Here is a 26,114-nt window from a genome sequence, read left to right as displayed (position 1 = left end):
AACACCACGGCCCCCTCCGGCCATTCCCGTGCGCGGGCGCAGAACGGCGCATGGGAGGATCAATGGTCTTCGAACGAGACACAAAGGAGTGCTCCGTGCCCGGTGAGAACCTGTCCCGCGACGAGGCCCGCGCGAGGGCCGAGCTGCTGACCGTCGACGGTTACGAGGTCGCCCTCGACCTCCGTTCCGCCGTCGGTGAGCCCGACGGGGGCGACGAGACCGGTCCGCGCACCTTCCGCTCGCAGACCACGATCCGCTTCCGCGCTGCCCGTGCGGGCGCCTCGACCTTCGCCGATCTGCTGGCCCCGTCCGTGGACGCGGTGACGCTGAACGGCAAGGCCCTGGACCCCGCGGCCGTCTTCGACGGCACCCGGATCGCCCTGGAGGACCTCGCCGGAGGCGAGAACGTCCTGGTGGTCGACGCGCGGTGCGCGTACAGCCGGACCGGCGAGGGCATGCACCGCTTCGTCGACCCGGAGGACGGCGAGGTCTACCTCTACACGCAGTACGAGCCCGCCGACGCACGGCGCGTCTTCGCCAACTTCGAACAGCCCGACCTCAAGGCGCCCTACCGCTTCGAGGTGACGGCGCCCGAGGGCTGGCGGGTCTGGAGCAACGGCGCGGAGGAGTCGCAGGAGGGCGAGATCCACCGGTTCGCGGAGACCCTGCCGATCTCGACGTACATCACGGTGGTCGTCGCGGGGCCGTACCACTACGTGAGCGACCTCTACACCCGGACGTTCGACGACGGTTCGAAGCTGGAGGTCCCGCTCGGCGCGATGTGCCGCAAGGGGCTCGCGCGCTACTTCGACGCCGATGACGTCTTCCTGCTCACCAAGCAGGGCCTGGACTTCTTCCACGACAACTTCGACTACCCGTATCCCTTCGGGAAGTACGACCAGGCGTTCGTGCCGGAGTACAACCTCGGGGCGATGGAGAACCCGGGCCTCGTCACCTTCCGCGAGGAGTACATCTACCGCGGAAAGGTCACGTCGGCCTCCTACGAGCGCCGCGCCAACGTCATCCTGCACGAGATGGCGCACATGTGGTTCGGCGACCTGGTCACCATGCGGTGGTGGGACGACCTGTGGCTGAAGGAGTCCTTCGCCGACTTCATGGGGACGTTCTCGATGGTGGAGGCGACCCGCTTCACCAACGGCTGGACCACCTTCGCCAACAACCGCAAGGCATGGGCCTACCGCGCCGACCAGCTGCCGTCCACGCACCCGGTCACGGCCGACATCCGTGACCTGGAGGACGCCAAGCTGAACTTCGACGGCATCACGTACGCCAAGGGCGCCTCGGTGCTCAAGCAGCTCGTGGCGTACGTGGGACGGGACGCCTTCCTGGAGGGCGCGCGCCGCTACTTCAAGGCGCACGCCTACGGCAACACACAGCTGGGCGACCTGCTCTCGGTGCTGGCCGAGACGTCCGGGCGCGACATGACGGCCTGGTCGCGCGCATGGCTTCAGACGGCGGGGGTCAACGTCCTGACGCCCGTCGTGACGTACGACGCGGAAGGCCGGATCGCGGAGCTCACCGTGACCCAGGAGGCCGCCGCCTCCCACCCGGAGCTGAGGCCGCACCGGGTCGCGGTGGGCCTGTACCGGCTCTCCCCGGAGGGCGGGCTCGTGCGGTACGCCCGCGCCGAGACCGATGTCGCCGGCGAGCGCACCGTGGTCACGGAGCTGGCCGGGAGCGACAGGCCCGACCTGGTCCTGGTCAACGACGACGACCTCACGTACTGCAAGGTCCGCCTCGACGAGGGATCGCTGGCCACCCTGCGCGAACACCTCGGCGACATCTCCGACCCGCTGGCCCGGGCGCTGTGCTGGTCCGCGCTGTGGAACCTGACGCGCGACGCGCTGCTGCCGGCCCGGGACTTCGTCTCGCTGGTGCTGACGCACGCCGGCCGGGAGAGCGACATCGGTGTCCTTCAGATGCTGCACGCCTGGGCGCAGTCGGCGCTGGTGCACTACGCCGCACCGGCCTGGCGCGAGGAGGGCGGCCGGGCCCTGGCCGAGGGCGCTCTCGCGGAGCTGCGGCGCGCGGAGCCGGGCAGCCAGCACCAGCTGACGTGGGCGCGGTTCTTCGGGGCCGTCGCGGCGTCGGACGCGGACTTCCAGCTGCTGGGTGAACTGCTCGACGGCTCGGCCGTGATCGACGGCCTGGACGTCGACCAGGAGCTGCGGTGGGCGTTCCTGTCCCCGCTGGCCTCGCACGGCAAGGCCGACGAGGCGGCCATGGACGCCGAACTCGCCCGGGACGACACGGCGTCCGGCAAGCGGCACCATGTGCGGTGCCTGGCCTCACGCCCCTCGGCGGCGGTCAAGGCCCAGGCGTGGGCGATCGTCGTGGAGTCGGACAAGCTGTCCAACGCGCTCGTCGGCGCGACGATCGCGGGCTTCGGACAGCCCTCGCAGCGTGAACTGCTGGCGCCGTACACGGCCTCATACTTCGAGGCGATCGAGCGGGTCTGGGCCGAGCGTTCCATCCAGATCGGCATGGACGTGGTCAAGGGCCTGTTCCCCGGGTTGCAGGACGATCCCGCGACCCTCACCGCGACGGACGCGTGGCTGACCTCGCATCCGGACGCGGCACCGGCGCTGCGGCGGCTGGTCCTGGAGGCGCGGGACGATCTGGCACGGGCGCTGCGGGGTCAGGAGCGCGACGCGGCGGCGTGAGATTCCGGCGCACGCCCCGCACACACGTGCGGGGCGTGCGCCTCACAATCCCCGTCCCGACCACCCTTTTCGGCATTCGAACTGTCGTACTTTTAGGACGGCGTTGTCCTGGATTGTCGACGGGCGTGTAACACGGGTTATCGCGCCGCGAAGCTGCGGGAACCTCCCCGGCATGACCCAGAACACCCCGCTGTCCCCGCGCCCCGTCCACGAAGTGACCCACCGCGTGCAGTCCGCCGCGCAGCTGCGCGCCCACGGTGTGAGCGCCGCGCAGACCGCCGCCCAGTGCCTGCCCGGCGGCCCTTGGCAGCAGCTGCTGCCCGGTGTGTACCTTCTGCACCCCGGACCGCCCACGAACAACGACCGGGTGCGCGGCGCCCTTCTGTACGCGGGGCGGCCCCCGGCCGGCGCCCGCCGGACCGTGCCCGCCCAGTCGGGACCCGGCTACGGCGACTCCATGGTCACGGGGCTGGCGGCACTGGCCCTGTACGGCTTCACGTCGGCGCCGCCGGTGATCGCGCTGCACCGGATCGATGTGCTGGTGCCGCGCACCAGGCGACTGCGTTCCACCCGGTTCGTGCAGGTGACCCGGGCCGCCGCACTCCCCCGTCCGCAACGCCGTCTCGGGGTGCCGCTGGCCCCGGTGGAGCGGGCGCTCGCCGACGCGGTGGCCTCGCTCGCGGACGCCTCGACGGTGCGCAGGATTCTGACGGAGGCGGTGCGTGGCGGGCACTGCGAACCCGCGCCCGTCGTACGGGAGCTGAACGACGCCAAGCTGCTGGGCCGCGCGCATGTGGTGGACGCGGTGGAGGCGTTGCTCGTCGAGGGCCGGGCGATCGCGGAGGGCCGGCTGTACGAGATGGTGCGCGCCCACGGCCTGCCCCAGCCCCTGTGGAACGTGGAGCTGTCCCTGCCGGGCGGCAGCTTCCTGGGCGGCGTGGACGCGTACTGGCCGGAGCAGGCGGTGGCGCTCGAACTAGGCGCCCGCTCGCCCCGGGAGGAGCATGTCGCCTTCGCCGCGGAGCGGGAGCATCTGGAGCGGCTCGGGGTGACGGTGGTGCGGGCGACACCGAAGCAGCTGCGGGACTCCACGGCACAGCTTTCGGTGGTGCTGCGTACGGCGATGATGGCGGCCGAGGACCGCGAGCCGCCCGCGTACGTCGTGGTCATGCCCAGGTGAGTGGCGTAATCGCACAGGTGGCGGATCTACGCCATGTCACTTTCTCGTCCCCGCCAAGTCTCCACAAACCCCTGTCATTTACGAAAGGCTGAGCGGTCATCGGGTACCAAATTCCGGACTCTCTCTTTCTTTCACAAAACAGGGATGCTGATGACCAAGGAATCCCCCAGCTCCATACCCGGGGCGAGACGCGCGGCGCGCATCGCGGCCGCAGCCGGTCTGGCGGCCGCGCTGGCCGCCTCCGGCGCCGCCCCTGTCTTCGCCGCCGACGACCCGGCGGCCTCGCCGGTGAAGCCCGCCGCCGCGAGCACGAAGGGCGACAAGCTGGGCGAGGCCGACGCCGATGTGCTGGCGAAGGCCGAGGCCAAGGGCGAGAAGAACATCACGATGATGGTCGCCACCGCCCCGGGCGCCACCGAGGAGGTCGCCGAACAGCTGGACGCCGTCAAGGGGTCCGTGCTGGGGCAGACGTACGACAAGCTCGGCTACGTCCGTGCGACCGTGCCGACCGCGACCGCCGACACCACCATCAAGGCGGCGCAGAAGCTGTCGTCCGTCCACGGCATCGATCTCAAGCAGGAGATCAAGCTCGACGACCCGACGCCCGCCGGCGACCGGGCCGCCGGGGCCAAGCAGACGAAGTCCACGGGAAGTTACGCGGCGCCGAACAAGAAGACCCCGGCGAAGAACCCGTACAACCCGTCGTTCGAGACGGGCGCGGTCGACTTCGTCCAGCAGCACCCCAAGGCGGACGGCCGCGGGATCACCATCGGTGTCCTGGACTCCGGGGTCGACCTCGGTCACCCCGCGCTGCAGAAGACCACCACCGGCGAGCGCAAGATCGTCGACTGGGTGACGGCGACGGACCCCGTCAGCGACGGCGACGGCACCTGGCTGCGGATGGACTCGTCCGTCGAGGGCCCGACGTTCACCGCCGGAGGCAAGACGTACTCGGCGCCGGACGGCTCCTACAGCTTCAAGGAGTTCAAGGAGGCCGCCACACGGGGCGGCGACATGGCGGGCGACCTCAACCGCGACGGTGACACCACCGACACGTGGGGCGTGCTGTACGACCCGGTCACCGGCACCACGCGGGTCGACCTGAACGGCAACGCGGACTTCGGCGACGACGCCGTACTGAAGCCGTACAAGGACAAGCACCAGGTCTCCTACTTCGGTACGGACGACCCGCGGACGGACGTCGTCGAGCGCATCCCGTTCGTCGTCGAGACCCGCAAGGACGTCGTCGTCGACGCGGCCGGCACCACGGCCGACTACGTCAGCATCGGGGTCATCCAGAGCGAGCACGGCACGCACGTCGCGGGCATCACCGCGGCCAACGGCCTGTTCGGCGGCGAGATGAACGGTGCGGCGCCCGGCGCCAAGGTCGTCTCCTCGCGTGCCTGCACCTGGTCCGGCGGCTGCACCAACATCGCGCTGACCGAGGGCATGATCGACCTCGTCGTCAACCGCGGTGTCGACGTCGTCAACATGTCGATCGGCGGCCTGCCGCCCCTCAACGACGGCAACAACGCCCGCGCCGAGCTCTACAAGCGGCTCATCGACATCTACGGCGTCCAGCTGGTCATCTCGGCCGGCAACGACGGCCCGGGTGTCAACACGATCGGTGACCCCGGCCTCGCCGACCACGTCATCTCGGTCGGCGCGTCGATCTCCAAGGAGACCTGGGCCGCCAACTACGGCTCGAACGTCTCCAAGAAGTACGACATGCTGCCCTTCTCCTCACGCGGTCCGCGTGAGGACGGCGGCTTCGCGCCGATCCTGACGGCCCCCGGCGCGTCCATCAACACCACCCAGACCTGGATCCCCGGCGGTCCGGTCAAGGAGGCGGGCTACTCCCTGCCCGCCGGCTACTCCATGCTGCAGGGCACCTCGATGTCCTCACCGCAGGCCGCCGGTGCGACGGCGCTGCTGCTGTCCGCCGCGAAGCAGAAGCACATCGAGCTGCCCCCGGCCGATCTGCGGACCGCGCTGACCAGCACCGCCACCCACATCAAGGACGTGCCCGCGCACGCTCAGGGTTCCGGTCTGATCAACATCGTCGGTGCCTGGAAGCAGATCGAGAAGAAGGGCTCCGCGGCGCACGAGTACACCGTGAAGGCCCCGGTCGACACCGCGATCGACTTCGCGCTGAAGACCCCGGGCTTCGGCACCGGCCTGTACGACCGTGAGGGCGGCCTGAAGGCCGGCCAGAAGAAGTCGTACGACGTCACGGTCGTCCGCACCACGGGTCCGGACAAGGCCGTGAAGCACAAGCTGTCCTGGAAGAACAACGACGGCACCTTCTCGCTCACCGGTTCGAGCACCGTCTCGCTGCCGCTCGGCAAGCCGGTGACCGTCAAGGTCCAGGCGAAGCCCCGCACGGCGGGCGTCCACAGCGGGATCCTGGTGGTGGACGACGCGAAGACCATCGGCGTGGACCAGCAGATCCTCTCCACTGTGGTCGTCGCCAAGGACCTGGTGAAGCCGGGTTACGCGTTCTCGACGACCGGCTCGGTGCAGCGCAACGGCACCACGTCGTACTTCCTGAACGTCCCGGAGGGCTCCGAGACCCTTGAGGTCGCGATGAGCGCCCTGCGCTCGGGCAGCCAGACCCGCTTCATCTCCATCCACCCCTACGGGGTCTCGGTGGAGGACAGCTCGACGATCTACTGCTACCCGAACTACGAGAACCCGACGAACACCTGCCGCCCGGACACGCGCTCCTACAAGGACCCGCAGCCCGGCGTCTGGGAGATCGAGGTCGAGGCCCGCCGCACGTCGCCGCTGCTGGACAACCCGTACAAGCTGGATGTCTCGCTGCTCGGCGCCTCCTTCGACCCGGCGGTGCAGACCATCCCCGAGGCGAAGATCGGCACCCCGGCCGCGGTGGACTGGACGGTCACCAACAACGCGGGCGACCTGGAGGGCGCGCTGAAGGGCGGCTCGCTGGGCTCGGCCGACGTCGAGCGCCCGTCGATCTCCACGGGCGGCGAGTACACGAAGACGGTCACCATCGGTGAGGGCGTCGAGAAGCTGGACGTCGCCATCGGCAACACCTCGGACGCCAACGCCGACATCGACCTGCGTGTCCTCAAGGGCGCCACCGAGGTGGGTGCCTCGACGACGGCGGGCTCGGAGGAGTCGGTCAGCCTCGTGAACCCGGCGGCCGGCACGTACACCGTCGTCATCGAGGGCTACTCGGTCCCGGCGGGCACCACCGAGTACGACTACCGCGACGTCTACTACTCGTCGTCGCTCGGCGAGATCAAGGTCGACGAGTCCAAGGCCGTGAACCTGGCCAACGGCGCGTCCACCCAGGTCGGCGCCGAGGTCGTGGTCGCCGGTGCGGCTCCCGAGGGCCGGCAGTTCTTCGGCGAGGTCCAGCTGGTGAACACCCGCGGTACCGCGGCGGGCACCGGCAGCGTCGTGATCGAGAAGGTCGCGCCGTAGCCGTCACGGCTGTGTGATCCGTACGACACCGGACGGCTGTGGGGCGGGTGCTCGCAAGGGCACCCGCCCCACAGCTCTGTGCGCACCCTGTCCGGCTGCCGGACAATGGATTGGACAAGGAAGCCGGGGACATACACATCATGGACCGGCAATCGTGCCCGTTCGCCATCAGTGAGGGAGTTCCAGTGAAGGTCGGAATCGTCGGCGCCACCGGTCAGGTCGGCACAGTCATGCGCAGGATCCTGGCCGAGCGGAAGTTCCCCGTCGCCGAGCTGCGGCTCTTCGCCTCCGCGCGTTCCGCGGGCTCCACCATCACCTACGAGGGCACGGACATCACGGTCGAGGACGCCTCCACGGCGGACTACACCGGTCTGGACATCGTGCTGTTCTCCGCCGGCGGCTCGACCTCGAAGGCGCTGGCCGAGAAGGTCGCCTCGCAGGGCGCCGTGGTGATCGACAACTCCTCCGCCTGGCGCAAGGACCCCGAGGTCCCGCTGGTGGTCTCCGAGGTCAACGCGCACGCGATCAGGAACCGCCCCAAGGGCATCATCGCCAACCCGAACTGCACCACGATGGCCGCCATGCCCGTGCTGCGGCCCCTGCACGACGAGGCGCAGCTCGACGCGCTGACCGTGGCGACCTACCAGGCGGTGTCCGGCTCCGGTGTCGCCGGTGTCGCGGAGCTCCACGGCCAGGCGTCCAAGGTCGTCGCCGACGCGGACAAGCTGACTCACGACGGCGATGCGGTCGACTTCCCCGAGCCGGCCGTCTACAAGCGCCCGATCGCCTTCAACGTGCTGCCGCTGGCCGGCTCGATCGTGGACGACGGTTCCTTCGAGACCGACGAGGAGCAGAAGCTCCGCAACGAGTCCCGCAAGATCCTGGAGATCCCGGAGCTCAAGGTGTCCGGCACCTGCGTCCGGGTCCCGGTCTTCTCCGGCCACTCCCTCCAGATCAACGCCCGTTTCGCCCGTCCGATCAGCGTCGAGCGCGCCTACGAGCTGCTGAAGGACGCCGAGGGTGTCGAGCTCTCCGAGATCCCGACCCCGCTCCAGGCGGCCGGCAAGGACGCCTCCTACGTGGGCCGTATCCGGGCCGACGAGACCGTCGAGCACGGCCTCGCGCTGTTCGTCTCCAACGATAACCTGCGCAAGGGCGCCGCGCTGAACGCGGTGCAGATCGCGGAGCTGGTGGCGGCGGAGCTCAAGGGCTGACGCCTTGCACGGCGAAGGGGTGGCCACCGGATCCCGGTGGCCACCCCTTCGTCTGCGTGCCCGTGTCAGAGGGCGAGGTGCCTGCGCAGGGCCGTGTCGATGTCGGCCATGCGCCGGCGAGGGACAGTGCCGACGCGCCGGAGGAACCGCTCGTGAGCCATAGCACGCACCTGCTCGCATAGCGCTTTGGAATCCTTGGGCAGACCGGACTCGTCCGCATGTAGCAACACCTGGAAGGGATAGACCCGAGAGGTGTTGGAGGTCAGCGGCACCACCGTGACCACGCCCCGCCGGGTCCGGTCCACCACGGCGTTCGCACCATCGTTCGAGACGATCACCGAGGGGCGAGCCTTGTTGGCCTCGCTCCCCCGCGCCGGTTCGTATGCGACCAAGTAGATGTCACCGCGCTTCATCGGTCAGCCCATCCCTGGAGAACTGGTCCCAGAACGCGGCATCGTCACTCGCATCCCACTCCGCGAAAGCCGCCTCGTAGTCCGCCTCCAGGTTGGAGGCGCGCAGAGCCTCGATGGCGGCGTGTATCACCGCCGACCGGGAATTCGCTTCGGTCTTCGCGGCGTACTCGTCGACGAAGGCGACATCCTCCTGCGGCAGGCTCACACTGATCTTCATGCCATTCATCCTACCGAGGTAGGAACAGCGCAGCCACCCGAAGGCGTCACCTTCGTCGCACCTCGAAGTGAAAGCATCGCGCTGCGCCCACCCCACGTGGAAGGATGGCCAAAAACGTCACATATCAAGGAGATGACCGCGTGCCTGGCACGAATCTGACCCGCGAAGAGGCACAGGAGCGCGCGCGCCTGCTGACCGTGGACGCGTACGAGATCGACCTCGACCTCTCCGGCGCGCAGGAGGGAGGCACCTACCGGTCCGTCACCACCGTGCGCTTCGACTCCGCCGAGGCCGGTGCGGAGACCTTCATCGATCTGATCGCCCCGGCGGTGCACGACATCGTGCTGAACGGCAAGGACCTGGACATCGCCGCCGTCTTCCGGGACTCCCGGATCACGCTGAAGCACCTCCTGGCCGGTGCCAACGAGCTGAAGGTCGTCGCCGACTGCTCGTACACCAACACCGGTGAGGGCCTGCACCGGTTCATCGACCCGGTCGACGAACAGGCCTATCTGTACACCCAGTTCGAGGTCCCGGACGCCCGCCGGGTGTTCGCAGCGTTCGAGCAGCCCGATCTGAAGGCGACCTTCCGGTTCACCGTGAAGGCGCCGTCCGGCTGGACGGTGATCTCCAACTCGCCGACGCCCGAGCCCAAGGACGACGTCTGGTCCTTCGAGCCGACGCCGCGTCTCTCCACCTATGTCACGGCCCTGATCGCCGGTCCGTACCACGCGGTCCACAGCACCTACGAGAGGGACGGCCAGGTGGTGCCGCTGGGCATCTACTGCCGCCCCTCGCTCGCCGAGTTCCTCGACGCGGACGAGATCTTCGCCGTCACGCGGCAGGGCTTCGACTGGTTCCAGGAGAAGTTCGACTACGCGTACCCGTTCGCCAAGTACGACCAGCTCTTCGTCCCGGAGTTCAACGCGGGCGCGATGGAGAACGCCGGCGCGGTCACCATCCGCGACCAGTACGTGTTCCGCTCCAAGGTGACGGACGCGGCGTACGAGGTGCGGGCCGCGACGATCCTCCACGAGCTGGCCCACATGTGGTTCGGCGACCTGGTCACCATGGAGTGGTGGAACGACCTGTGGCTGAACGAGTCGTTCGCCACGTTCGCCGAGGCCGCGTGCCAGGCGGACGCCGAGGGATCGAAGTGGCCGCACTCCTGGACCACGTTCGCCAACTCCATGAAGACATGGGCGTACCGGCAGGACCAGCTGCCGTCGACGCACCCGATCATGGCGGACATCCAGGACCTCGACGACGTCCTGGTGAACTTCGACGGGATCACGTACGCGAAGGGCGCCTCGGTCCTCAAGCAGCTCGTCGCGTACGTCGGCCAGGACGCGTTCTTCAAGGGCGTGCAGGCCTACTTCAAGGCGCACGCGTTCGGCAACACCCAGCTGTCGGACCTGCTGGGCGCGCTGGAGGAGACCTCCGGCCGCGACCTGAAGACCTGGTCGAAGGCGTGGCTGGAAACGGCCGGGATCAACATCCTGCGCCCGGAGATCGAGACCGACGAGAACGGCCACGTCACCTCCTTCACCATCCTCCAGGAGGCCCCGGCGCTCCCCGCCGGAGCGAAGGGCGAGCCCACTCTGCGCCCGCACCGGATCGCCATCGGCTGCTACGACCTCGACAAGGCCGGGAAGCTGGTCCGCACGGACCGGATCGAGCTGGACGTCGACGGCGAGCGCACCACCGTGCCGTTCCCGTCCGGCGCGGCGCGCCCCGCCGTCATCCTGCTCAACGACGACGACCTGTCGTACGCGAAGGTCCGCCTCGACGAGGAGTCGCTGCGGGTCGTCACCGCACACCTGGGCGACTTCACCGAGTCCCTGCCGCGCGCCCTGAGCTGGGCCTCGGCCTGGGACATGACGCGCGACGGCGAGCTGGCGACCCGCGACTACCTCGCGCTGGTCCTCTCGGGGATCAGCAAGGAGTCGGACATCGGCGTCGTGCAGTCGCTGCACCGCCAGGTGAAGCTGGCCCTGGACCTCTACGCCGCCCCGGAGTGGCGCGAGGCGGGTCTGAACCAGTGGACCGAGGCGACGCTGGCGCATCTGCGTGCGGCGGAGCCGGCGAGCGACCACCAGCTCGCGTGGGCCCGCGCCTTCGCCGCGACGGCGCGCAGCCCGCTCCACCTGGACGTGCTGCAGTCGCTGCTGGACGGCACCCAGGAGATCGAGGGCCTGGCCGTCGACACGGAGCTGCGCTGGGCGTTCGTGCAGCGCCTCGCCGCCACGGGCCTCATCGACGAGGAGGAGATCGCCGCCGAGTACGAGCGCGACAAGACGGCCGCGGGTGAGCGTCACGCGGCGTCCGCACGCGCGGCCCAGCCCTCCGAGGAGGCGAAGGCCGAGGCATGGGCGTCGGTCGTCGAGTCGGACAAGCTGCCGAACTCCCTGCAGGAGTCGGTCATCGGCGGCTTCGTGCAGACCGACCAGCGTGAGCTGCTGGCTCCGTACGCGGAGAAGTACTTCACGGCGGTGAAGAGCGTCTGGGACTCGCGCAGCCACGAGATGGCCCAGCAGATCGCGGTCGGTCTGTACCCGTCCCTCCACGTCTCGCAGGAGACCCTGGACGCGACGGAGGCCTGGCTGGAGTCGGCACAGCCGAGCGCCGCGCTGCGCCGGCTGATGTCGGAGTCGCGGGCGGGTGTGGAGCGTGCGCTGAGGGCACAGGCGGCGGACGCGGCGGCGGCCCGCGCATAGCGGAGCACGCACAGCGGGGGGCGTCTCCGTCAGGAGGCGCCCCCTTCGTGGTGCGTGTACGCCTCTACGCGTCACCCCGAGGACACGGACAGCAGAGGCTTCCCCACGGCGCGGCCTTCCCGCAGCCTCTGGAAACCGCCCAGCGGGCAGGCGCTGTCGCGCAGCCGCCCGCCGGGCGGGAGCGTCAGCGCCTGGACTGCTCGTGGCGCCGGGCCAGTTCGGCCGCGCCCGCCTCCGTCAGGGAGCCGTGCAGGCGCATCCGGGCCACGCCACCGTCGGGGTAGGCGTCCAGGCGTACGTGGGTGACCACGGCCTCGGCGTCCAGGACGAAGCGGTGCGGGGTGTCGGGCTGGAGCCGGGTGCGCGGGAGGATCTCGAACCACTCTCCGCTCTCACCGTCGCGGCCCTGGAGGCCGATCCAGCCGGCCGCGTTGCCCTTGAGGTAGGCGGTGTCGATCTCGACCGCGCGCACGGCGCCCTGCGCGGGCAGCCGGAAGCGCACCCAGTCGTTGGTGTCGCGGACCCGGCGGCGGCGGTTCTCCCAGCCGTCATCCATCTTGCGTGAGGTGCCGGGCAGGATGATCTGGGCCGGCGAGGAGTAGAAGCGGTCCGAGGCGTCCTCGTACATGCCGCCGTTCAGGATCGAGATCAGGTCGATCGTGCCCAGCGCCGCGAGCCAGGCCGGGTCGGGGACGACCTCGCCGTGGACGCGGAGGCGGGCGATGCCCCCGTCGGGGTGCTGGCATATCCGCAGGTGGGTGTAGTGACGGCCGCCCGTGACCTCGAAGCCGTTGGCGGCGTGGCCGCGTACGGGGGACGGCGGGACGAGCTCCTCCCACTTCACGTCGTCGGCGAGGAGCTCCTCCGGCGCGGGGGCGCCTTCCACCGACGTCGCCTGGACGGAGACGCGCTGCGGGTAGTTGCCGCGGAAGTGGGCGGTGTCCACGACGACGCCGCGGATGATTCCGGGGGTGCCCAGCCGGACGATCGCCCAGTCGTGGTCCTCGGGTGCGGGGAAGGGGTGGTCCGCGTCCGCGCCCCGGCGGCGTCGGGTCTCCCAGCCGTCCATGATCTTGCCCTTGTGGCCGAAGCGCTCGGGGTCGAAGACGGCGGGCTCGCGGATCAGGAGGTTCTCGCGCTCGGCGAAGAACTCGTCGTTGGCGGCGATCACACCCGCGCCGAGGCGGCGGTCCGCGAGGTCGACCAGCTCGGTGAAGGGGAAGTCGTCCGACCGGTAGTCGGCGTAGGGGTCACCCCCGCCGTAGGGGGCCGCGTCGTTGGCGTGCGGGTCGTTGGAATCGGGCTCCGTCTGGATCTTGTCGGTGGGCATGTGTCCACTGTGCTGCCGCACCACCGATCAGGTCCATCGAATGTTTTCGTACGGTCCTTTCAGTTCTGCTGAACGTTCTCCGCCGCCCGCTGGAGCGCCGTCAGCACCCGCGCGACCGCCGGACCGCGTTCCGCCCCCTGCCGCACCGCCGCGACCACATGGCGGTACGGCCGGTCCTCGTCCAGGACCCGCATCTCCACGCCGTCGCGCGGCCGGTCGGAGGCCGAGACCATCCGGGGGATCAGGGCGACGCCCATGCCCGCCCGCACCATGGCGAGGATCGCCGTCCAGCCGGCGGCGCTGTGGGCCTGCTCGGGGACGAAACCCGCGGCCTCGCACGCGGCGGTGGTGATCTCCGACCACGGGCCGGATCCGCCGAAGATCCAGGGTTCCCGGGAGAGATCCGCCAGCCGGAGGGCGGGCGCCCCGGCGAGAGGGTGGCCGGCGGGCAGTGCCACGTCCAGCGGGTCGGCCAGCAGCGGCAGCAGGGTGAAGCGGGGGTCCCGGGCGGTCGGGGCGTGCGCGGCCAGGGAGAGCGCCAGGTCCACCTCACCGGCCGACAGCAGCTCGTAGGCCTGGGCCGCCTCCGCCTCCCGTACGCGCACCTGCGGCCCGGGCCGGCCCCCGGCCTCCAGGAACCGCACGGCCGGTACGACGAGCGCGGGAACGGCGGTCGAGAAGGCGCCGACCCGCACCAGGCCCGCCTCGCCCCGCAGATAGCCGGTCAGCTCGGCGTCGGCCCGCTCCAGCTGGGCGAAGACCGCCTCGGCGTGGCGCAGCACGAGATGGGCGGCGTCGGTGAGCCGGACGCGGCGGCCCTGCGCCTCCAGCAGTGTGACGCCGAGCTGCCTGGAGAGGTTGGTGAGCTGCTGCGAGACGGCCGACGGGGTCATGAGCAGGGCTTCGGCCGTGGCGGTGACCGTGCCCCGGTCGCGCAGGGTGCGCAGGATGCGGAGCTTCTTGACGTCCCACTCGGTCATGGCCGAAACCTACCCGCCACCCGGACATGCCGATGCGCCGCGCGGTACGTGGTACCGGCGGCGCACTCGGAAGAGGTTCTAAGCCTGCTTCTTGGACTTGTCGAGGACCATGACGAGTCCCACGATCACCAGGAACAGGACGATCGGGAGCGCGACGTAGAGGCCGAGGGTCTCCAGCACGTTCAGACCCGGGCCCGGGTCGTCACCGTCGTCGCGGGTCAGCGCGAGCGCCGGGGACGACATGAGCAGCATCATCAGCGTCGTACCGGCCGCGACGGCGCCGGCGCGCATAGCGTTCTTCTTGTCCACGGAGCAAACGTAGCGAACGCCTACGAGGGGCGCGCGCCCGGGGGTGCCGTAGGGGGCTCCTGGCCGTCCGTCATCACGGCCATCAGCCTGTGCAGCCGGGGCGAGGCGGTGATCTCCTCCAGGGTGACGGGGTGACCGTCCGCATCGGCGATGGGCAGGCGCCAGTTGGGGTACTGGTCCCAGGTCCCGGGGAGGTTCTGCGGACGGCGGTCGCCCACCGTGTCCGGGAGCCAGACCCCGGCCATCCGGGCGGGGGTGCGCAGCAGGAAGCGGTGGACGGCGCGGACGGCCGCCTCCTCGTCCCCCTCGCCCTCGGGCAGCAGCCGGAGGCGGGCCAGGCAGGCCAGCCACTCGGCGGTGTCGGCGGCGTCCTCGGCCAGCTCCTGCTCCAGGCTCCGAGCGAGCAGCCCGAGCCGGTGGCGGAGCGTCACGTGCTCGCCCGTCAGCCGGGCGGCGGTGGACGGCAGATCGTGGGTGGTCGCTGTGGCCACGCAGCCCTCGCGCCACTTCTCGGGGGCGAGCGGCCGCCCCCTGCCGTTCCAGTCGCGCTCGAACCAGAGCACGGAGGTGCCGAGCACCCCGCGCCGGGCGAGCGCCTCGCGTACGCCGGGCTCGACGGTGCCGAGGTCCTCCCCTATGACGACGGCACCGGCCCGGTGCGCCTCCAGGACGAGGACGGCGAGCATCGCCTCGGCGTCCTGGCCGACATACGCCCCCTCGGTGGGCGGGAGCCCCTCAGGCACCCACCAGAGCCGGAAGAGGCCCATGACGTGGTCGATGCGCAGCGCTCCGGCATGGGCGAGGAGACCGCGCAGGAGGTGGCGGTAGGGGGCGTAGCCGGACGCCGCGAGGGCGTCGGGGCGCCAGGGGGGCAGGCCCCAGTCCTGGCCGTGCGCGTTGAAGGCGTCGGGGGGCGCGCCCACGGACATGCCCTGTGCGAAGGCGTCCTGCTGCGCCCAGGTGTCGGCGCCGTCGGGATGGACGCCGACGGCGAGGTCATGGACGATCCCGACGGCCATCCCGGAGTCCCGTGCGGCGCTCTGGGCCGCGGCGAGCTGGGTGTCCGTGAGCCAGGCGAGCCGGCAGTGGAAGTCGACCCGGTCCAGGAGCTCGGTGCGGGCACGGGCGCTCTGCGGGGAGCGGGGGTCCCGCAGCCCCTCGGGCCAGGTGCGCCACCGGGGGCCGTGCACCTCGGCCAGGGCGCACCACAGGGCGTGGTCCTCCAGGGCCTGTCCCTGTCCGGCGAGGAAGTCGCAGTAGGCGGCGCGGCGGCCGGGGGTCAGGGGGACCTCGTGGACGATCTCCAGGGCCTGCCTCTTGAGCGCCCACACGGCGTCCCGGTCGATCAGCGCGCCCTTGTTCAGCACGGCCTCGCGCAGGGCCGCGGCTTCCTGGCGCAGGTCGTCCAGGGCCGCTCTGCCCGGCTCGGAGACATGGCCGTACTCCGGGATCGACTCGATGTGCAGATGGACCGGGTCGGGGAAGCGGCGCGAGGAGGGGCGGTACGGGGACGGGTCGGTGGGGCTGCCAGGCACGGCGGCGTGCAGCGGGTTGACCTGGACGAAACCGCTGCCCAGGGTCCGTCCCGCCCAGGCGGCGAGGTCGGCCAGGTCGGAGAGGTCACCCATGCCCCAGGAGCGGGCGGACAGCATGGAGTAGAGCTGGACGAGGAAGCCGTGCGTCCGCGCGGGTGGCTGGGGCACGCGGTCCGGGGCGACGACGAGCGTGACGGTGGCGTGGCGGTGGTCCGGGGTGCGCACGGTCAGCCGGTGTACACCCAGCGGCGGCTCGGTCCACCAGGACGGTGTCCGCGGCGTGCTCGCGTCCGGGGCGGGGGCGGGCGCTGGGAGCACCCTCATGCGCAGGGGCGAGCGCGCGCCGGTGGCCCCCGGTTCGGGGTCGACGGTCAGGAGCGCACCGGGCGGCAGTGCGGTGAGCGCGGCCGGCAGCGGCTCTCCCGACCAGGTCACCACCGTCGGCGGGAGCAGTCGGGAGGCCGCTGCCGATTCGGCTGCGGCGAGTGATCTCCGTACCTCCGCGGGAGTGGCGGCGTCGACGCCCAGCGCGGCGAGCACGGCCGTGACCGTGTCGTCGGGGACGGACACCGTGACATCCGCGGACGGGGAGAAGGAGGTGGCGACGCCGTGCAGTGCGGCGAGCCGGGACAAGCCCATTCAGACTCCTGGGGACTCCATGCCCCCTGCGGTGCCGGGTGCTGTCGGCTCGCTGGTCAGAGGGGCGACGGCGGCGAGCGGTGGCTCGCTCGTGAGGGGTGTGGCGTCGGCGAGCGGAGGCTCGCTGGTGAGCGGGGCGCTGTCGGCGAACGCGGATTCGCCGGTCAGGTGGGCGACCTCCGCGAGCGGCAGCTCACTGATCATCGGAGGGGCGGTGAGGGTCGGGGACGTCGCGCCTGCCAGCGGATCGGGACCCGTGAGGCTCGGCACCTGTTTGGAAAGGACGGAGGGCAGAAGCTGCGCGGAAGCGGGCATGTCGGCCTCCTGGCCGTGGACAACAGGACACAGCAGACCTACCCAGCAGGCGCGGGAGCAGGCGTGGACGTGACATAGGCGTTATGACAACGAGCCCAACGTGCCGTGGGTCACACTTCGTTCCCCGGAACGCCAGATATGGGCCGTTTTCAGCCAGTCGGCGGTCCTGGCCGTCCCGGCCGCGCGCCACACGGCGGCACATCCCTCAGGCGGAGACGCCGTCGATCCGGGCCATCACGTCGTCCGCGCCGAACGGCTGCAGATAGGGCAGCCAGCGCGGATCCCGGTGCCCGGTCCCGATGATCCGCCAGGCGAGACCACTGGGCGGCGCCGGCTGGTGGCGCAGCCGCCAGCCCAGCTCGGGCAGATGACGGTCCGCCTTGACGTGGTTGCAGCGGCGGCAGGCCGCCACCACGTTGTCCCAGGCGTGCTGCCCGCCGCGGCTGCGCGGGATGACATGGTCGACGCTGGTCGCGGCGGCCCCGCAGTACATGCAGCGGCCCCCGTCCCTCGCGAAGAGCGCCCGGCGCGTGAGGGGAACGGGCCCCCTGTAGGGGACCCGTACGAACCGCTTGAGGCGGACGACGCTGGGCGCGGGCACAGCACGGGTGGCACTGTGCATGAAGGCGCCGGACTCCTCGAGGCAGATGGCCTTGTTCTCGAGGACGAGGACGAGCGCGCGGCGGAGTGGTACGACGCCGAGCGGCTCGTACGAAGCGTTGAGAACCAGGACGTGCGGCACGGTGGATGCCTCCTTGTACGCCGGCGACGCGTGGCTCGCGCCGGGACGATCCGATCTCAGTCTCTCCTCATGCCTGGTCCGAGCGCCACCACGTGCGGGTAACGGGCCGGGAGGATTTTTCTCACCGCCGTCCGTCCGCACGCCCCGGGCACACCGGAACAGGTGCTCCAGCAGGGCCGCGGGACCCGCTGTGGGATCGGCCACACCCCGTGCGCCCCGGGGTGAGACGTGTGTCTCCCTCCCCGACGGCAACGAACCGGTGCCCCCGCTTCGTTACTCTGGTTGGTCTGCTGTCCCCCATATGGAGGTCCCCGCCGTGCCCCTGTCCGCCCTCCTGGCCGCGGCCCCGTCCCCCGGGGCCGCGGGCTCGCTGGACGAAGCCGCCGAGCGGGCCGGGAACGCCGCAGGCTGGGTCGAGGAGAACTGGTCCACCTGGCTGAACACCGGTCTCCGTATCGTCCTCATCGCGGCCATCGCGATCGTGCTGCGCTACCTGATCCGGCGCGCCCTGACCAACCTCATCGACCGGATGAACCGCAGCGCCCAGGCGGTGGAGGGCACGGCACTCGGCGGCCTGCTGGTCAACGCGGAACGCCGCCGCCAGCGCTCCGAGGCCATCGGCTCCGTGCTCCGCTCGGTCACGTCGTTCCTGATCCTCGGCACCGCGGCCCTGATGATCCTGGGCGCCTTCCAGATCAATCTGGCCCCTCTGCTGGCCTCCGCGGGGGTCGCCGGTGTGGCGCTGGGCTTCGGCGCGCGCAACCTCGTCACCGACTTCCTCTCGGGCGTCTTCATGATCCTTGAGGACCAGTACGGCGTCGGCGACCAGATCGACGCCGGTGTCGCCTCCGGTGAGGTCATCGAGGTCGGTCTGCGGGTCACCAAGCTGCGCGGTGACAACGGCGCGATCTGGTACGTGCGCAACGGCGAGGTGAAGCGGATCGGCAACCTCAGCCAGGGCTGGTCCACGGCCGGTGTCGACGTCACGGTCCGCCCCATGGAGGACCTGGAGCTCGTCCGCAAGGCGATCACCGGCGCGGGCGAGACCATGACCAAGGAAGAGCCCTGGTCGGAGCAGCTGTGGGGCCCGGTGGAGATGCTCGGCCTGGACGCGGTGCTGCTCGACTCGATGACCCTGCGGGTCACGGCGAAGACCATGCCCGGCAAGGCCCTGGGCGTCGAGCGCGAGCTGCGCTGGCGCATCAAGCTGGCACTGGACGCCGCCGGCATCCGGATGATCGGCACCCTCCCCCTCCAGGCGGACGGGGACGCCGCCGACCCGACGGCGAGCGTGGCGGCCCCCTCGGCGTACGCGTCGGCGACGTCGCCGCAGTCGCTGGCGGCGACCCCGATACCGCCAACCAACCTGGCGAAGTGACCGGCTGAGACGTCCGGTGCGCACAGCGCCCCCGCAGGTAACGCTTTGGTTGCCTCGGGGGCGCTTCCCATTGACGGCCCGGTGACGCCGCCCATACCTTCCTCTCACCGATAGGAAAGTTTCCTAATAGAGGCAGGCGCGTCGTCCATGGCCGGAACCACACCAGGCACCCCCAGCGTTCTGCGTGCCATGAACAACCGGGCGGCGCTCGATCTCCTGGTCGCCCAGGGGCCCCTCACCCGCACGCGCATCGGCGAGCTGACCGGGCTCTCCAAGCCCACCGCCTCCCAGCTGCTGGCGCGTCTGGAGGAGGCGGGTCTGGTCCGCTCCACGGGCAGCCAGAGCGGGCGCCCCGGGCCGAACGCCGTGCTCTACGAGATCAACCCGGACTCCGCCCATGTCGCGGCGCTCTCCGTCGGGCCCACCGGGATCGACGCCGTGGTCGCCGACATCACCGGCACGGTGGTCGGCTCCTGCCGTGTGGAGGCCGAGGCGGTCGCGGAGGACGTACGCCACCGCACAGCCCAGCTCGTCGCCGAGGCCGTGGACGGCGCGCTGCGTCCGACCGGTCTCGGCCATGACGACCTCGCCGCCGTGGTGGTGGGTACTCCCGGCGCGATGGACCCGCACACCGGGCAGCTGCGCTACGCGCCCCATCTGCCCGGCTGGCACTCACGCACCCTGCTCGCCGACCTCGCCGAGGTGGTCGGCAGGCCCGTCGTCATCGAGAACGACGTGAACCTCGCCGCCGTCGCCGAGCAGTACGAGGGTGCCGCGCAGGACCACGACCACTTCGTGCTCGCCTGGCTCGACGAGGGCGTCGGCGCCGCGATCGTGCTGGGCGGCACCCTCCTGCGCGGCGCCACAGGCGGCGCGGGGGAGATCGGCTACATGCCGCTGCCGGGCGCACCGCTCGCCCGGGGCGGCGCGGCCGACTGGGCGGCTCCGGACGCGGGGGGCGGCTTCCAGAGCCAGGTCTCCTCCCCCGCCGTACGTGACCTGGCCGGAGGCAGGCCGCTGGCGGAAGCTCTCGCCGACGAGGCGGTGCGCGCGGAGGTCGCCCGCAGGCTGGCCGCCGGGCTCGCCTCCGTGGTCGCCGTGGTCGACCCCGAGCTGGTCGTCCTCTCCGGCCTGGTGGCCCAGGCCGGCGGGGAGGAGCTCCGCGAGCGGGTGGAGGCCGAGATGACCGGGCTGGCCCTGCCCAGGCCGCTGCTCCGCATCAGCGACATCCAGGGCGACCCGATCCTGACCGGCGCGCTGCGAACCGCCCTCGCCCAGGCGCGCGACAGAACCTTCGACACCGCCTGAGACCCGTCCGACGCCGCCCCGTGCCGCCCGTACCGGGTGGTCCGTACGGCACCCCCATGCCCGGTGAGCCTCGCGCGCCCCGGCCCCCAGCCGTACCTCCACGTTCCACCGCCCGTCCCTTCTCCCCGCAGAGGAAGTCCGCCATGGCGCTACGGCGCATTCGTACCCGCGTGCCCCTGGCGCTCGGCGCAGCCGCGTTGCTGCTGTCCGGCTGCGCGAATCCGAGCACCGGCAGCAACACCGACGACCCCACGAAGCCGGTCACGCTGAGGTTCTGGCACGGGTGGTCGGCGCCCGGCGAGGTCGAGGCGATCAACGAGAACATCGCCCGGTTCGAGAAGCTCCACCCCAACATCGACGTCGTCTCCACCGGCAACGTGAGCGACGAGACGATCAACCAGGCGCTGCGGGCGGGCGGTGGCGACGCCCCCGACGTCGTCACCTCGTTCACCACGAACAACGTCGGCCAGTACTGCTCCTCCGGCATGTGGGCGGATCTCGACCCCTTCCTGAAGAAGAGCGGGATCGACAAGGCGAAGATCTTCCCGAAGACCCTGCTCGACTACACGCAGTACGAGGGTGTGCAGTGCGCGTCACCCCTGCTCGCCGACGCGTTCGGCATGTACTACAACAAGGACGCCTTCGAGGAGGCGGGCATCAGCCGGCCTCCGCACACCATGTCCGAGATGAGGGCCGACGCGGTCAAGCTGACACGGAAGAAGAAGGACGGCTCGCTGGAACGCGCCGGTTTCATGCCGAACTTCCAGCTCTACCAGAACTCCCCCGACCGGATGTTCGCGCAGTGGGGTCCGGAGTACTTCGACGGCGAGGGCAAGGCGCGGCTCGCCGAGGAGCCCAGGACCGAGGAGTTCTTCACCGCCATGCGCGGTCTGTCCGACGCGCAGGGCGGCTACGGCGCCATGGAGAAGCTGCGCGCCGGCTTCGGTGACGAGATGTCGTCCCAGAACGGCTTCCTGACCGGCAAGCTCGCCATGCACCTGGACGGCGAGTGGCGCGGGCTGATGCTCGACGAGGCCAAGGCGGACTTCGACTGGGGTGTCGCACCGCTGCCGGTCCCCGACGACCAGGCGGACACCTACGGACGCGGCTATCTGACGGGCACCGTCGCCGGTATCGCGCACAGCAGCCGACACCAGAACGCGGCGTGGGAGCTGGTGAAGTACCTGACGACCGACACCGATGCCGTCGTCCACTTCGCCAACGCGATCCACAACGTGCCGTCCACCTTCGAGGCGCTCAAGTCACCTGACCTGGACGCGGATCCGGCCTTCCGGACCTTCATCGGGATCGCGCAGAACCCGCACAGCCAGGCCGTTCCGCCCTCGAACAACGGCGGTCAGTACATCACCTCGTTCATGGACTTCTCGCAGTCCGTCGAGGCGGGCAGGACCAAGGACCTGCACGGCGCCCTGAAGGAACTCGACGAGCAGATCGACGCCGACAACCTCCAGTCGGAAAACTGAGGAGCCGAGTCATGGCACTTTCCCTCTCCACCTCGGCGAAGTCCGCCGGACGGGGAACCGAACCGAACCCCCGCAACTCCCCTCTGCGGCGCAAGCGGAACCGCGAACGGCTGCGCACCCTGGGATTCCTCTCGCCCTGGCTGGTCGGCTTCTCGGTCTTCTTCGGCTACCCGCTGATCGCGACCGTCTACTTCTCCTTCATGCACTACAACCAGATCAAGGAGCCCACCTTCGTCGGGCTGCGGAACTGGAAGTACGTGCTGGAGCAGATGCCGCTGTTCGGCCCGGCCCTGTGGAACACGCTGTGGCTGGTCGTCGTGATGGTCGCGCTGCGCGTGGTGTTCGGTCTCGGTATCGGCCTGCTGATCACGAAGATCAAGACAGGGGTCGGGCTGTTCCGAACGGCCTTCTACATCCCGTACCTGGCCCCGCCGGTCGCGGCCACCGTCGCCTTCGTCTTCCTCCTCAACCCGTCCACCGGGCCGGTCAACGAGGTCCTCTCGTGGATCGGTCTGCACGGCCCGAGCTGGTTCAACGACCCGAACTGGTCGAAGCCCTCGCTGGTGCTGCTCTCCCTGTGGGGCATCGGCGACCTGATGGTCATCTTCATGGCCTCGCTGCTGGACGTGCCGAAGGAACAGTACGAGGCCGCCGACCTGGACGGCGCGGGCGCCTGGACGAAGTTCCGCTACGTCACCTGGCCCGCCATCACCCCGATCGTGCTGTTCGCCGTCGTCACCGGCGTCGTGCAGACGATGCAGTACTACACACAGGCCCTCGTCGCCGGGAAGCTCGCCTCCGGCGTCTCCATCGGCCCCGGCACGGTGATCCAGCCCGGCTACCCGGACCACTCCACCCTGACGGTGCCGCAGCTCGTGTACTCGATGGGCTTCCAGAACTTCAACACCGGTGCCGCCTGCGTCCTCTCGCTGGTGCTCTTCGCCATCGCCATGGCCGTCACCCTTCTGCTGATGCGCAAGAGCGTCGGCCTCATCCCGGCGGAGGACTGAGATGACCACGACCACCACCACCCTCACCAGGCCGGACACCGCGGTGGCGAGCCGCCCGAGCGGCTCCGACGCCGCGAGACACCGCCGTAAGCGGGTCCTGAACTGGATCGCGGTCCACTCCGTGGCCGTCGCGCTCGCCCTGTTCTTCGTCCTCCCGTTCGTCTTCGTCTTCCTCACCTCGGTGATGAGCGACGGGCAGGCGATGAGCGGCGAACTGTGGCCGGACTCCTGGAACTGGTCGAACTACTCGACCGTGTTCCACACCCCCGGTTTCCTCGACTGGTGGCGCAACTCGCTGATGTACGCACTGCTGGGCACCGTGTTCACGGTGTGTTCCTCGGTGCCGGTGGCCTACGCGCTGGCCAAGTTCCGTTTCCGTGGCAGGCGTACGGCGATGATCCTCGTCATCTCCACGATGATGCTTCCGCCGCAGGTCATCATCATCCCGATGTACCTCGTGTGGGCCCAGCAGTTCCACCTCTCGGGCTCGCTGTGGCCGCTGATCATCCCCATGGCGTTCGGCGACGCCTACTCGATCTTCCTGCTGCGGCAGTTCCTGCTCACCATTCCGCAGGAGTACATCGAATCGGCGAAGGTCGACGGATGCGGTGAGTTCCGCACACTGCTCAAGATCGTCGTACCGATGGCCAAGCCGGGCATCGCGGCCATCGCGCTCTTCCAGTTCTTCTACTGCTGGAACGACTACTTCGGACCGCAGATCTACGCCGCGCAGAATCCGGGCGCCTGGACCCTGAGCTACGGCCTGGAGTCCTTCAAGAGCGCCCACGCGGTCAACTGGAACCTGACGATGGCCGCGACCCTGCTCGTCATGGCGCCGGTCATCATCGTGTTCTTCTTCGCACAGAAGGCCTTCGTAGAAGGCGTCACCCTCACCGGAGTAAAGGGCTGAGAAGCATGAAGCTCGCAGTAGTTGGCGGCGGGTCCACCTACACCCCCGAACTGATCGACGGTTTCGCGCGGCTGCGGGACACCCTGCCGGTCGAGGAGCTCGTGCTCGTCGACCCGGCGGCCGACCGGCTGGAGCTGGTCGGCGGCCTGGCGCGGCGGATCTTCGCCAAGCAGGGCCACCCCGGCCGGATCGTCACCACCTCCGACCTGGACGCCGGGGTCGCAGGCGCCGACGCGGTGCTGCTCCAGCTCCGCGTCGGCGGGCAGGCCGCCCGCAACCAGGACGAGACGTGGCCGCTCGAATGCGGCTGCGTCGGCCAGGAGACCACCGGGGCGGGCGGTCTCGCGAAGGCGCTCCGTACCGTGCCGGTCGTCCTCGACATCGCCGAGCGGGTGCGCCGCACCAGTCCCGACGCCTGGATCATCGACTTCACCAACCCGGTCGGGATCGTCACCCGGGCGCTGCTCCAGGCCGGGCACAAGGCCGTCGGTCTGTGCAACGTGGCGATCGGCTTCCAGCGGAAGTTCGCCGCGCTGCTCGGCGTGACGCCGGGCGAGGTGTACCTCGACCATGTCGGGCTCAACCACCTGACCTGGGAGCTCGGGGTGCGCCTGGGCGGCCCGGACGGCGAGAACGTCCTGCCGAAGCTGCTCGCGGAACACGGTGACGCGATCGCCGGCGACCTTCGCATGCCCCGGCAGATCGTCGACCGCCTCGGCGTGGTCCCCTCGTACTACCTGCGGTACTTCTACGCCCACGACGAGGTCGTGCGGGAGCTGGGCACGAAGCCGTCCCGCGCGGCCGAGGTCGCCGCGATGGAGAAGGAACTCCTGGAGATGTACGGCGACCCGGCCCTGGACGAGAAGCCGGCGCTGCTGGGCAAGCGGGGCGGTGCCTTCTACTCGGAGGCGGCCGTCGACCTCGCGTCCGCGCTGCTCGGCGGGGGCGGCTCCGCGGTGCAGGTGGTCAACACGTACAACAAGGGGACGCTGCCGTTCCTGCCGGACGACGCGGTGATCGAGACGCAGGCCCGCGTGGACGGCACGGGCGCCACCCCGCTCGCGGTCCCGGCGCTCGACCCGCTGTACGCCGGGCTGATCGCCAACGTGACGGCGTACGAGGACCTGGCCCTGGACGCCGCGCTGCGCGGCGGCCGTGACCGGGTGTTCAAGGCACTGATGGCCCACCCCCTGATCGGCCAGTTCGAGTACGCCGAGGCGCTCACCGACAAGCTGATCGCGCACAACCGGGAGCACCTGGCGTGGGCCTGACCGCACATGTGCTCGCGATCGACGCGGGCAACAGCAAGACCGACGTGGCCGTGATCGGTGCCGACGGGACCATCCTCGGCACCGGACGCGGGGGTGGCTTCCAGCCTCCGATCGTCGGGATCGGCACGGCCGTCGACGGGCTGGCGGAGGCTGTCCGGCCCGCCCTCGCGCAGGCGGGGGCCGACCGCGTCGACCATGTGTCGGCCTGCCTCGCCAACGCGGATCTCCCGGTCGAGGAGAGTGAGTTGGCCGAGGCGCTGGGCGCCCGTGGCTGGGGCGGCACCGTGGAGGTGCGCAACGACACCTTCGCGATACTGCGCGCGGGGGTCGACGAGCCCCGCGGCGTGGCCGTGGTGTGCGGCGCGGGGATCAACTGCGTCGGCATGCGGCCGGACGGGGCGACCGCCCGCTTCCCCGCGATCGGGCGGATCTCCGGTGACTGGGGCGGCGGTTCGGGGCTGGCCGAGGAGGCGATGTGGTTCGCGGCGAGAGCCGAGGACGGCCGCGGCGAGCCGACCGAGCTGACGCGGACCCTGCCGGGGCACTTCGGGCTCGACACGATGTACGCGCTGATCGAGGCGCTCCACCTGGGGCACATCCCGTACGCACGCCGGCACGAGCTGACACCGGTGCTGTTCTCCACCGGTGCGGCCGGTGACCGGATCGCGCGCGGTCTGGTGGACCGGCTCGGCGACGAGGTCGTGGTGATGGCCTCCGTCTCGCTGGACCGGCTCGGCCTGCTGGAGGACGAGGTACCGGTGGTGCTGGGCGGCAGCGTGCTGGCGGCCCGCCACCCCGCCCTGGACGACCGGATCGCGGAGCTCCTCGCCGTGCGCGCCCCGAAAGCGGTGGTGCGGGTCGTCTCGGCTCCGCCGGTGCTGGGCGCCGGGCTGCTGGGTCTGGACCACACGGGGGCTGCGCCCGCCGCGTACAACAGGCTGCGGGCGCAGTACGCCTGAGGGCCGGAGGGGCCGGGCGTCCCGTCGCCGTGCGGCGCGGGGCGCCCCTCCTTACGGGAACCGATC

General features: G+C 70.6%; 20 protein-coding genes. 12 read left to right on the top strand and 8 right to left on the bottom strand.

Translation table 11 applies throughout. The annotated features are described in order from the left end of the window. Positions 1 to 95 precede the first annotated feature (95 nt). The 4 genes from pepN (ACIREO_RS04165) to ACIREO_RS04150 all read left to right on the top strand — a co-directional run bounded on the left by pepN (ACIREO_RS04165) (position 96) and on the right by ACIREO_RS04150 (position 8,531). Positions 96 to 2,684, top strand: a complete 2,589-nt coding sequence (pepN, locus tag ACIREO_RS04165; protein ID WP_404104748.1) for an aminopeptidase N — start codon at positions 96 to 98, stop codon at positions 2,682 to 2,684. A gap of 172 nt (positions 2,685 to 2,856) precedes the next feature. Further along, the gene (locus ACIREO_RS04160) at positions 2,857 to 3,864 is read left to right on the top strand and encodes a hypothetical protein (protein WP_404104746.1); all 1,008 of its coding nucleotides are present in this window, start codon (positions 2,857 to 2,859) and stop codon (positions 3,862 to 3,864) included. Between the two features lie 144 nt (positions 3,865 to 4,008). Then, the gene (locus ACIREO_RS04155) at positions 4,009 to 7,317 is read left to right on the top strand and encodes a S8 family serine peptidase (RefSeq protein WP_404104744.1); all 3,309 of its coding nucleotides are present in this window, start codon (positions 4,009 to 4,011) and stop codon (positions 7,315 to 7,317) included. 185 nt (positions 7,318 to 7,502) lie between these two features. Further along, positions 7,503 to 8,531, top strand: a complete 1,029-nt coding sequence (locus tag ACIREO_RS04150) for an aspartate-semialdehyde dehydrogenase (protein ID WP_404104741.1) — start codon at positions 7,503 to 7,505, stop codon at positions 8,529 to 8,531. Between the two features lie 65 nt (positions 8,532 to 8,596). Here the strand turns inward: ACIREO_RS04150 and ACIREO_RS04145 are convergent, their stop codons facing one another. Both ACIREO_RS04145 and ACIREO_RS04140 read right to left on the bottom strand, forming a co-directional pair. Next, entirely contained in the window at positions 8,597 to 8,944 is a 348-nt protein-coding gene (locus ACIREO_RS04145) for a type II toxin-antitoxin system PemK/MazF family toxin (protein ID WP_404104738.1), read from the bottom strand. Further along, positions 8,931 to 9,161: a ribbon-helix-helix domain-containing protein gene (locus ACIREO_RS04140; RefSeq protein ID WP_404104735.1), complete on the bottom strand. Its 231-nt coding sequence runs from the start codon at positions 9,159 to 9,161 to the stop codon at positions 8,931 to 8,933. The genes ACIREO_RS04145 and ACIREO_RS04140 overlap by 14 nt, the downstream gene beginning before the upstream one ends. 140 nt (positions 9,162 to 9,301) lie before the next feature. Between ACIREO_RS04140 and pepN (ACIREO_RS04135) the strand changes: the two genes are divergently transcribed. Continuing rightward, the gene (gene pepN, locus ACIREO_RS04135) at positions 9,302 to 11,878 is read left to right on the top strand and encodes an aminopeptidase N (RefSeq protein ID WP_404104732.1); all 2,577 of its coding nucleotides are present in this window, start codon (positions 9,302 to 9,304) and stop codon (positions 11,876 to 11,878) included. 184 nt (positions 11,879 to 12,062) lie between these two features. Here pepN (ACIREO_RS04135) and alc read toward each other — a convergent pair whose 3' ends face one another. From alc to ACIREO_RS04105, 6 genes are all read right to left on the bottom strand, one after another. Then, positions 12,063 to 13,208, bottom strand: a complete 1,146-nt coding sequence (gene alc / locus ACIREO_RS04130) for an allantoicase (protein WP_404104730.1) — start codon at positions 13,206 to 13,208, stop codon at positions 12,063 to 12,065. 59 nt (positions 13,209 to 13,267) lie between these two features. Beyond that, the gene (locus tag ACIREO_RS04125) at positions 13,268 to 14,188 is read right to left on the bottom strand and encodes a LysR substrate-binding domain-containing protein (RefSeq protein WP_404104727.1); all 921 of its coding nucleotides are present in this window, start codon (positions 14,186 to 14,188) and stop codon (positions 13,268 to 13,270) included. A 78-nt stretch (positions 14,189 to 14,266) separates the two neighbouring features. Continuing rightward, positions 14,267 to 14,479: a hypothetical protein gene (locus tag ACIREO_RS04120; RefSeq protein ID WP_277335962.1), complete on the bottom strand. Its 213-nt coding sequence runs from the start codon at positions 14,477 to 14,479 to the stop codon at positions 14,267 to 14,269. A gap of 38 nt (positions 14,480 to 14,517) precedes the next feature. Next, positions 14,518 to 16,671 (bottom strand): 4-alpha-glucanotransferase, encoded by a 2,154-nt coding sequence (gene malQ / locus ACIREO_RS04115; protein WP_404104724.1) that lies wholly within the window; start codon positions 16,669 to 16,671, stop codon positions 14,518 to 14,520. After that, positions 16,672 to 16,986, bottom strand: coding sequence for a hypothetical protein (locus ACIREO_RS04110; protein WP_404104721.1), 315 nt, complete (start codon positions 16,984 to 16,986; stop codon positions 16,672 to 16,674). A 205-nt stretch (positions 16,987 to 17,191) separates the two neighbouring features. Then, positions 17,192 to 17,728: an HNH endonuclease gene (locus ACIREO_RS04105; protein ID WP_104785722.1), complete on the bottom strand. Its 537-nt coding sequence runs from the start codon at positions 17,726 to 17,728 to the stop codon at positions 17,192 to 17,194. A gap of 316 nt (positions 17,729 to 18,044) precedes the next feature. Between ACIREO_RS04105 and ACIREO_RS04100 the strand changes: the two genes are divergently transcribed. The 7 genes from ACIREO_RS04100 to ACIREO_RS04070 all read left to right on the top strand — a co-directional run bounded on the left by ACIREO_RS04100 (position 18,045) and on the right by ACIREO_RS04070 (position 26,048). Further along, positions 18,045 to 19,106 carry a mechanosensitive ion channel family protein gene (locus tag ACIREO_RS04100; protein ID WP_404104719.1) on the top strand — a complete coding sequence of 354 codons (1,062 nt, stop codon included), beginning with the start codon at positions 18,045 to 18,047 and terminating at the stop codon, positions 19,104 to 19,106. 147 nt (positions 19,107 to 19,253) lie between these two features. Continuing rightward, on the top strand, positions 19,254 to 20,414 hold the full coding sequence (locus ACIREO_RS04095; protein WP_404104717.1) for an ROK family transcriptional regulator: 1,161 nt from the start codon (positions 19,254 to 19,256) through the stop codon (positions 20,412 to 20,414). A 143-nt stretch (positions 20,415 to 20,557) separates the two neighbouring features. Further along, positions 20,558 to 21,898 carry an ABC transporter substrate-binding protein gene (locus tag ACIREO_RS04090; protein WP_404104714.1) on the top strand — a complete coding sequence of 447 codons (1,341 nt, stop codon included), beginning with the start codon at positions 20,558 to 20,560 and terminating at the stop codon, positions 21,896 to 21,898. 11 nt (positions 21,899 to 21,909) lie between these two features. Further along, positions 21,910 to 22,908 (top strand): carbohydrate ABC transporter permease, encoded by a 999-nt coding sequence (locus ACIREO_RS04085; protein WP_404104711.1) that lies wholly within the window; start codon positions 21,910 to 21,912, stop codon positions 22,906 to 22,908. A 1-nt stretch (position 22,909) separates the two neighbouring features. After that, a complete protein-coding gene (locus ACIREO_RS04080; RefSeq protein ID WP_404104708.1) occupies positions 22,910 to 23,818 on the top strand; it encodes a carbohydrate ABC transporter permease in 909 nt (302 codons plus the stop codon). Between the two features lie 5 nt (positions 23,819 to 23,823). Next, the gene (locus ACIREO_RS04075) at positions 23,824 to 25,089 is read left to right on the top strand and encodes a 6-phospho-beta-glucosidase (protein ID WP_404104706.1); all 1,266 of its coding nucleotides are present in this window, start codon (positions 23,824 to 23,826) and stop codon (positions 25,087 to 25,089) included. Next, positions 25,080 to 26,048: an N-acetylglucosamine kinase gene (locus tag ACIREO_RS04070; protein ID WP_404104703.1), complete on the top strand. Its 969-nt coding sequence runs from the start codon at positions 25,080 to 25,082 to the stop codon at positions 26,046 to 26,048. The genes ACIREO_RS04075 and ACIREO_RS04070 overlap by 10 nt, the downstream gene beginning before the upstream one ends. Positions 26,049 to 26,114 lie beyond the last annotated feature (66 nt).

The organism is Streptomyces sp. NPDC102441 (genome assembly GCF_044765585.1).
In the GTDB taxonomy this organism is placed as follows: Bacteria; Actinomycetota; Actinomycetes; order Streptomycetales; family Streptomycetaceae; genus Streptomyces.
This window is presented reverse-complemented; position numbering and strand designations above follow the sequence as displayed.

Coding starts and splice junctions, on each gene's coding strand:
- ACIREO_RS04160 (WP_404104746.1), top strand. CDS start 2,857: ATGACCCAGAACACCCCGCTGTCCCCGCGCCCCGTCCACGAAGTGACC.
- ACIREO_RS04155 (WP_404104744.1), top strand. CDS start 4,009: ATGCTGATGACCAAGGAATCCCCCAGCTCCATACCCGGGGCGAGACGC.
- ACIREO_RS04145 (WP_404104738.1), bottom strand. CDS start 8,944: ATGAAGCGCGGTGACATCTACTTGGTCGCATACGAACCGGCGCGGGGG.
- ACIREO_RS04140 (WP_404104735.1), bottom strand. CDS start 9,161: ATGAAGATCAGTGTGAGCCTGCCGCAGGAGGATGTCGCCTTCGTCGAC.
- alc (WP_404104730.1), bottom strand. CDS start 13,208: ATGCCCACCGACAAGATCCAGACGGAGCCCGATTCCAACGACCCGCAC.
- ACIREO_RS04125 (WP_404104727.1), bottom strand. CDS start 14,188: ATGACCGAGTGGGACGTCAAGAAGCTCCGCATCCTGCGCACCCTGCGC.
- ACIREO_RS04120 (WP_277335962.1), bottom strand. CDS start 14,479: ATGCGCGCCGGCGCCGTCGCGGCCGGTACGACGCTGATGATGCTGCTC.
- malQ (WP_404104724.1), bottom strand. CDS start 16,671: ATGGGCTTGTCCCGGCTCGCCGCACTGCACGGCGTCGCCACCTCCTTC.
- ACIREO_RS04110 (WP_404104721.1), bottom strand. CDS start 16,986: ATGCCCGCTTCCGCGCAGCTTCTGCCCTCCGTCCTTTCCAAACAGGTG.
- ACIREO_RS04095 (WP_404104717.1), top strand. CDS start 19,254: ATGGCCGGAACCACACCAGGCACCCCCAGCGTTCTGCGTGCCATGAAC.
- ACIREO_RS04090 (WP_404104714.1), top strand. CDS start 20,558: ATGGCGCTACGGCGCATTCGTACCCGCGTGCCCCTGGCGCTCGGCGCA.
- ACIREO_RS04085 (WP_404104711.1), top strand. CDS start 21,910: ATGGCACTTTCCCTCTCCACCTCGGCGAAGTCCGCCGGACGGGGAACC.
- ACIREO_RS04080 (WP_404104708.1), top strand. CDS start 22,910: ATGACCACGACCACCACCACCCTCACCAGGCCGGACACCGCGGTGGCG.
- ACIREO_RS04075 (WP_404104706.1), top strand. CDS start 23,824: ATGAAGCTCGCAGTAGTTGGCGGCGGGTCCACCTACACCCCCGAACTG.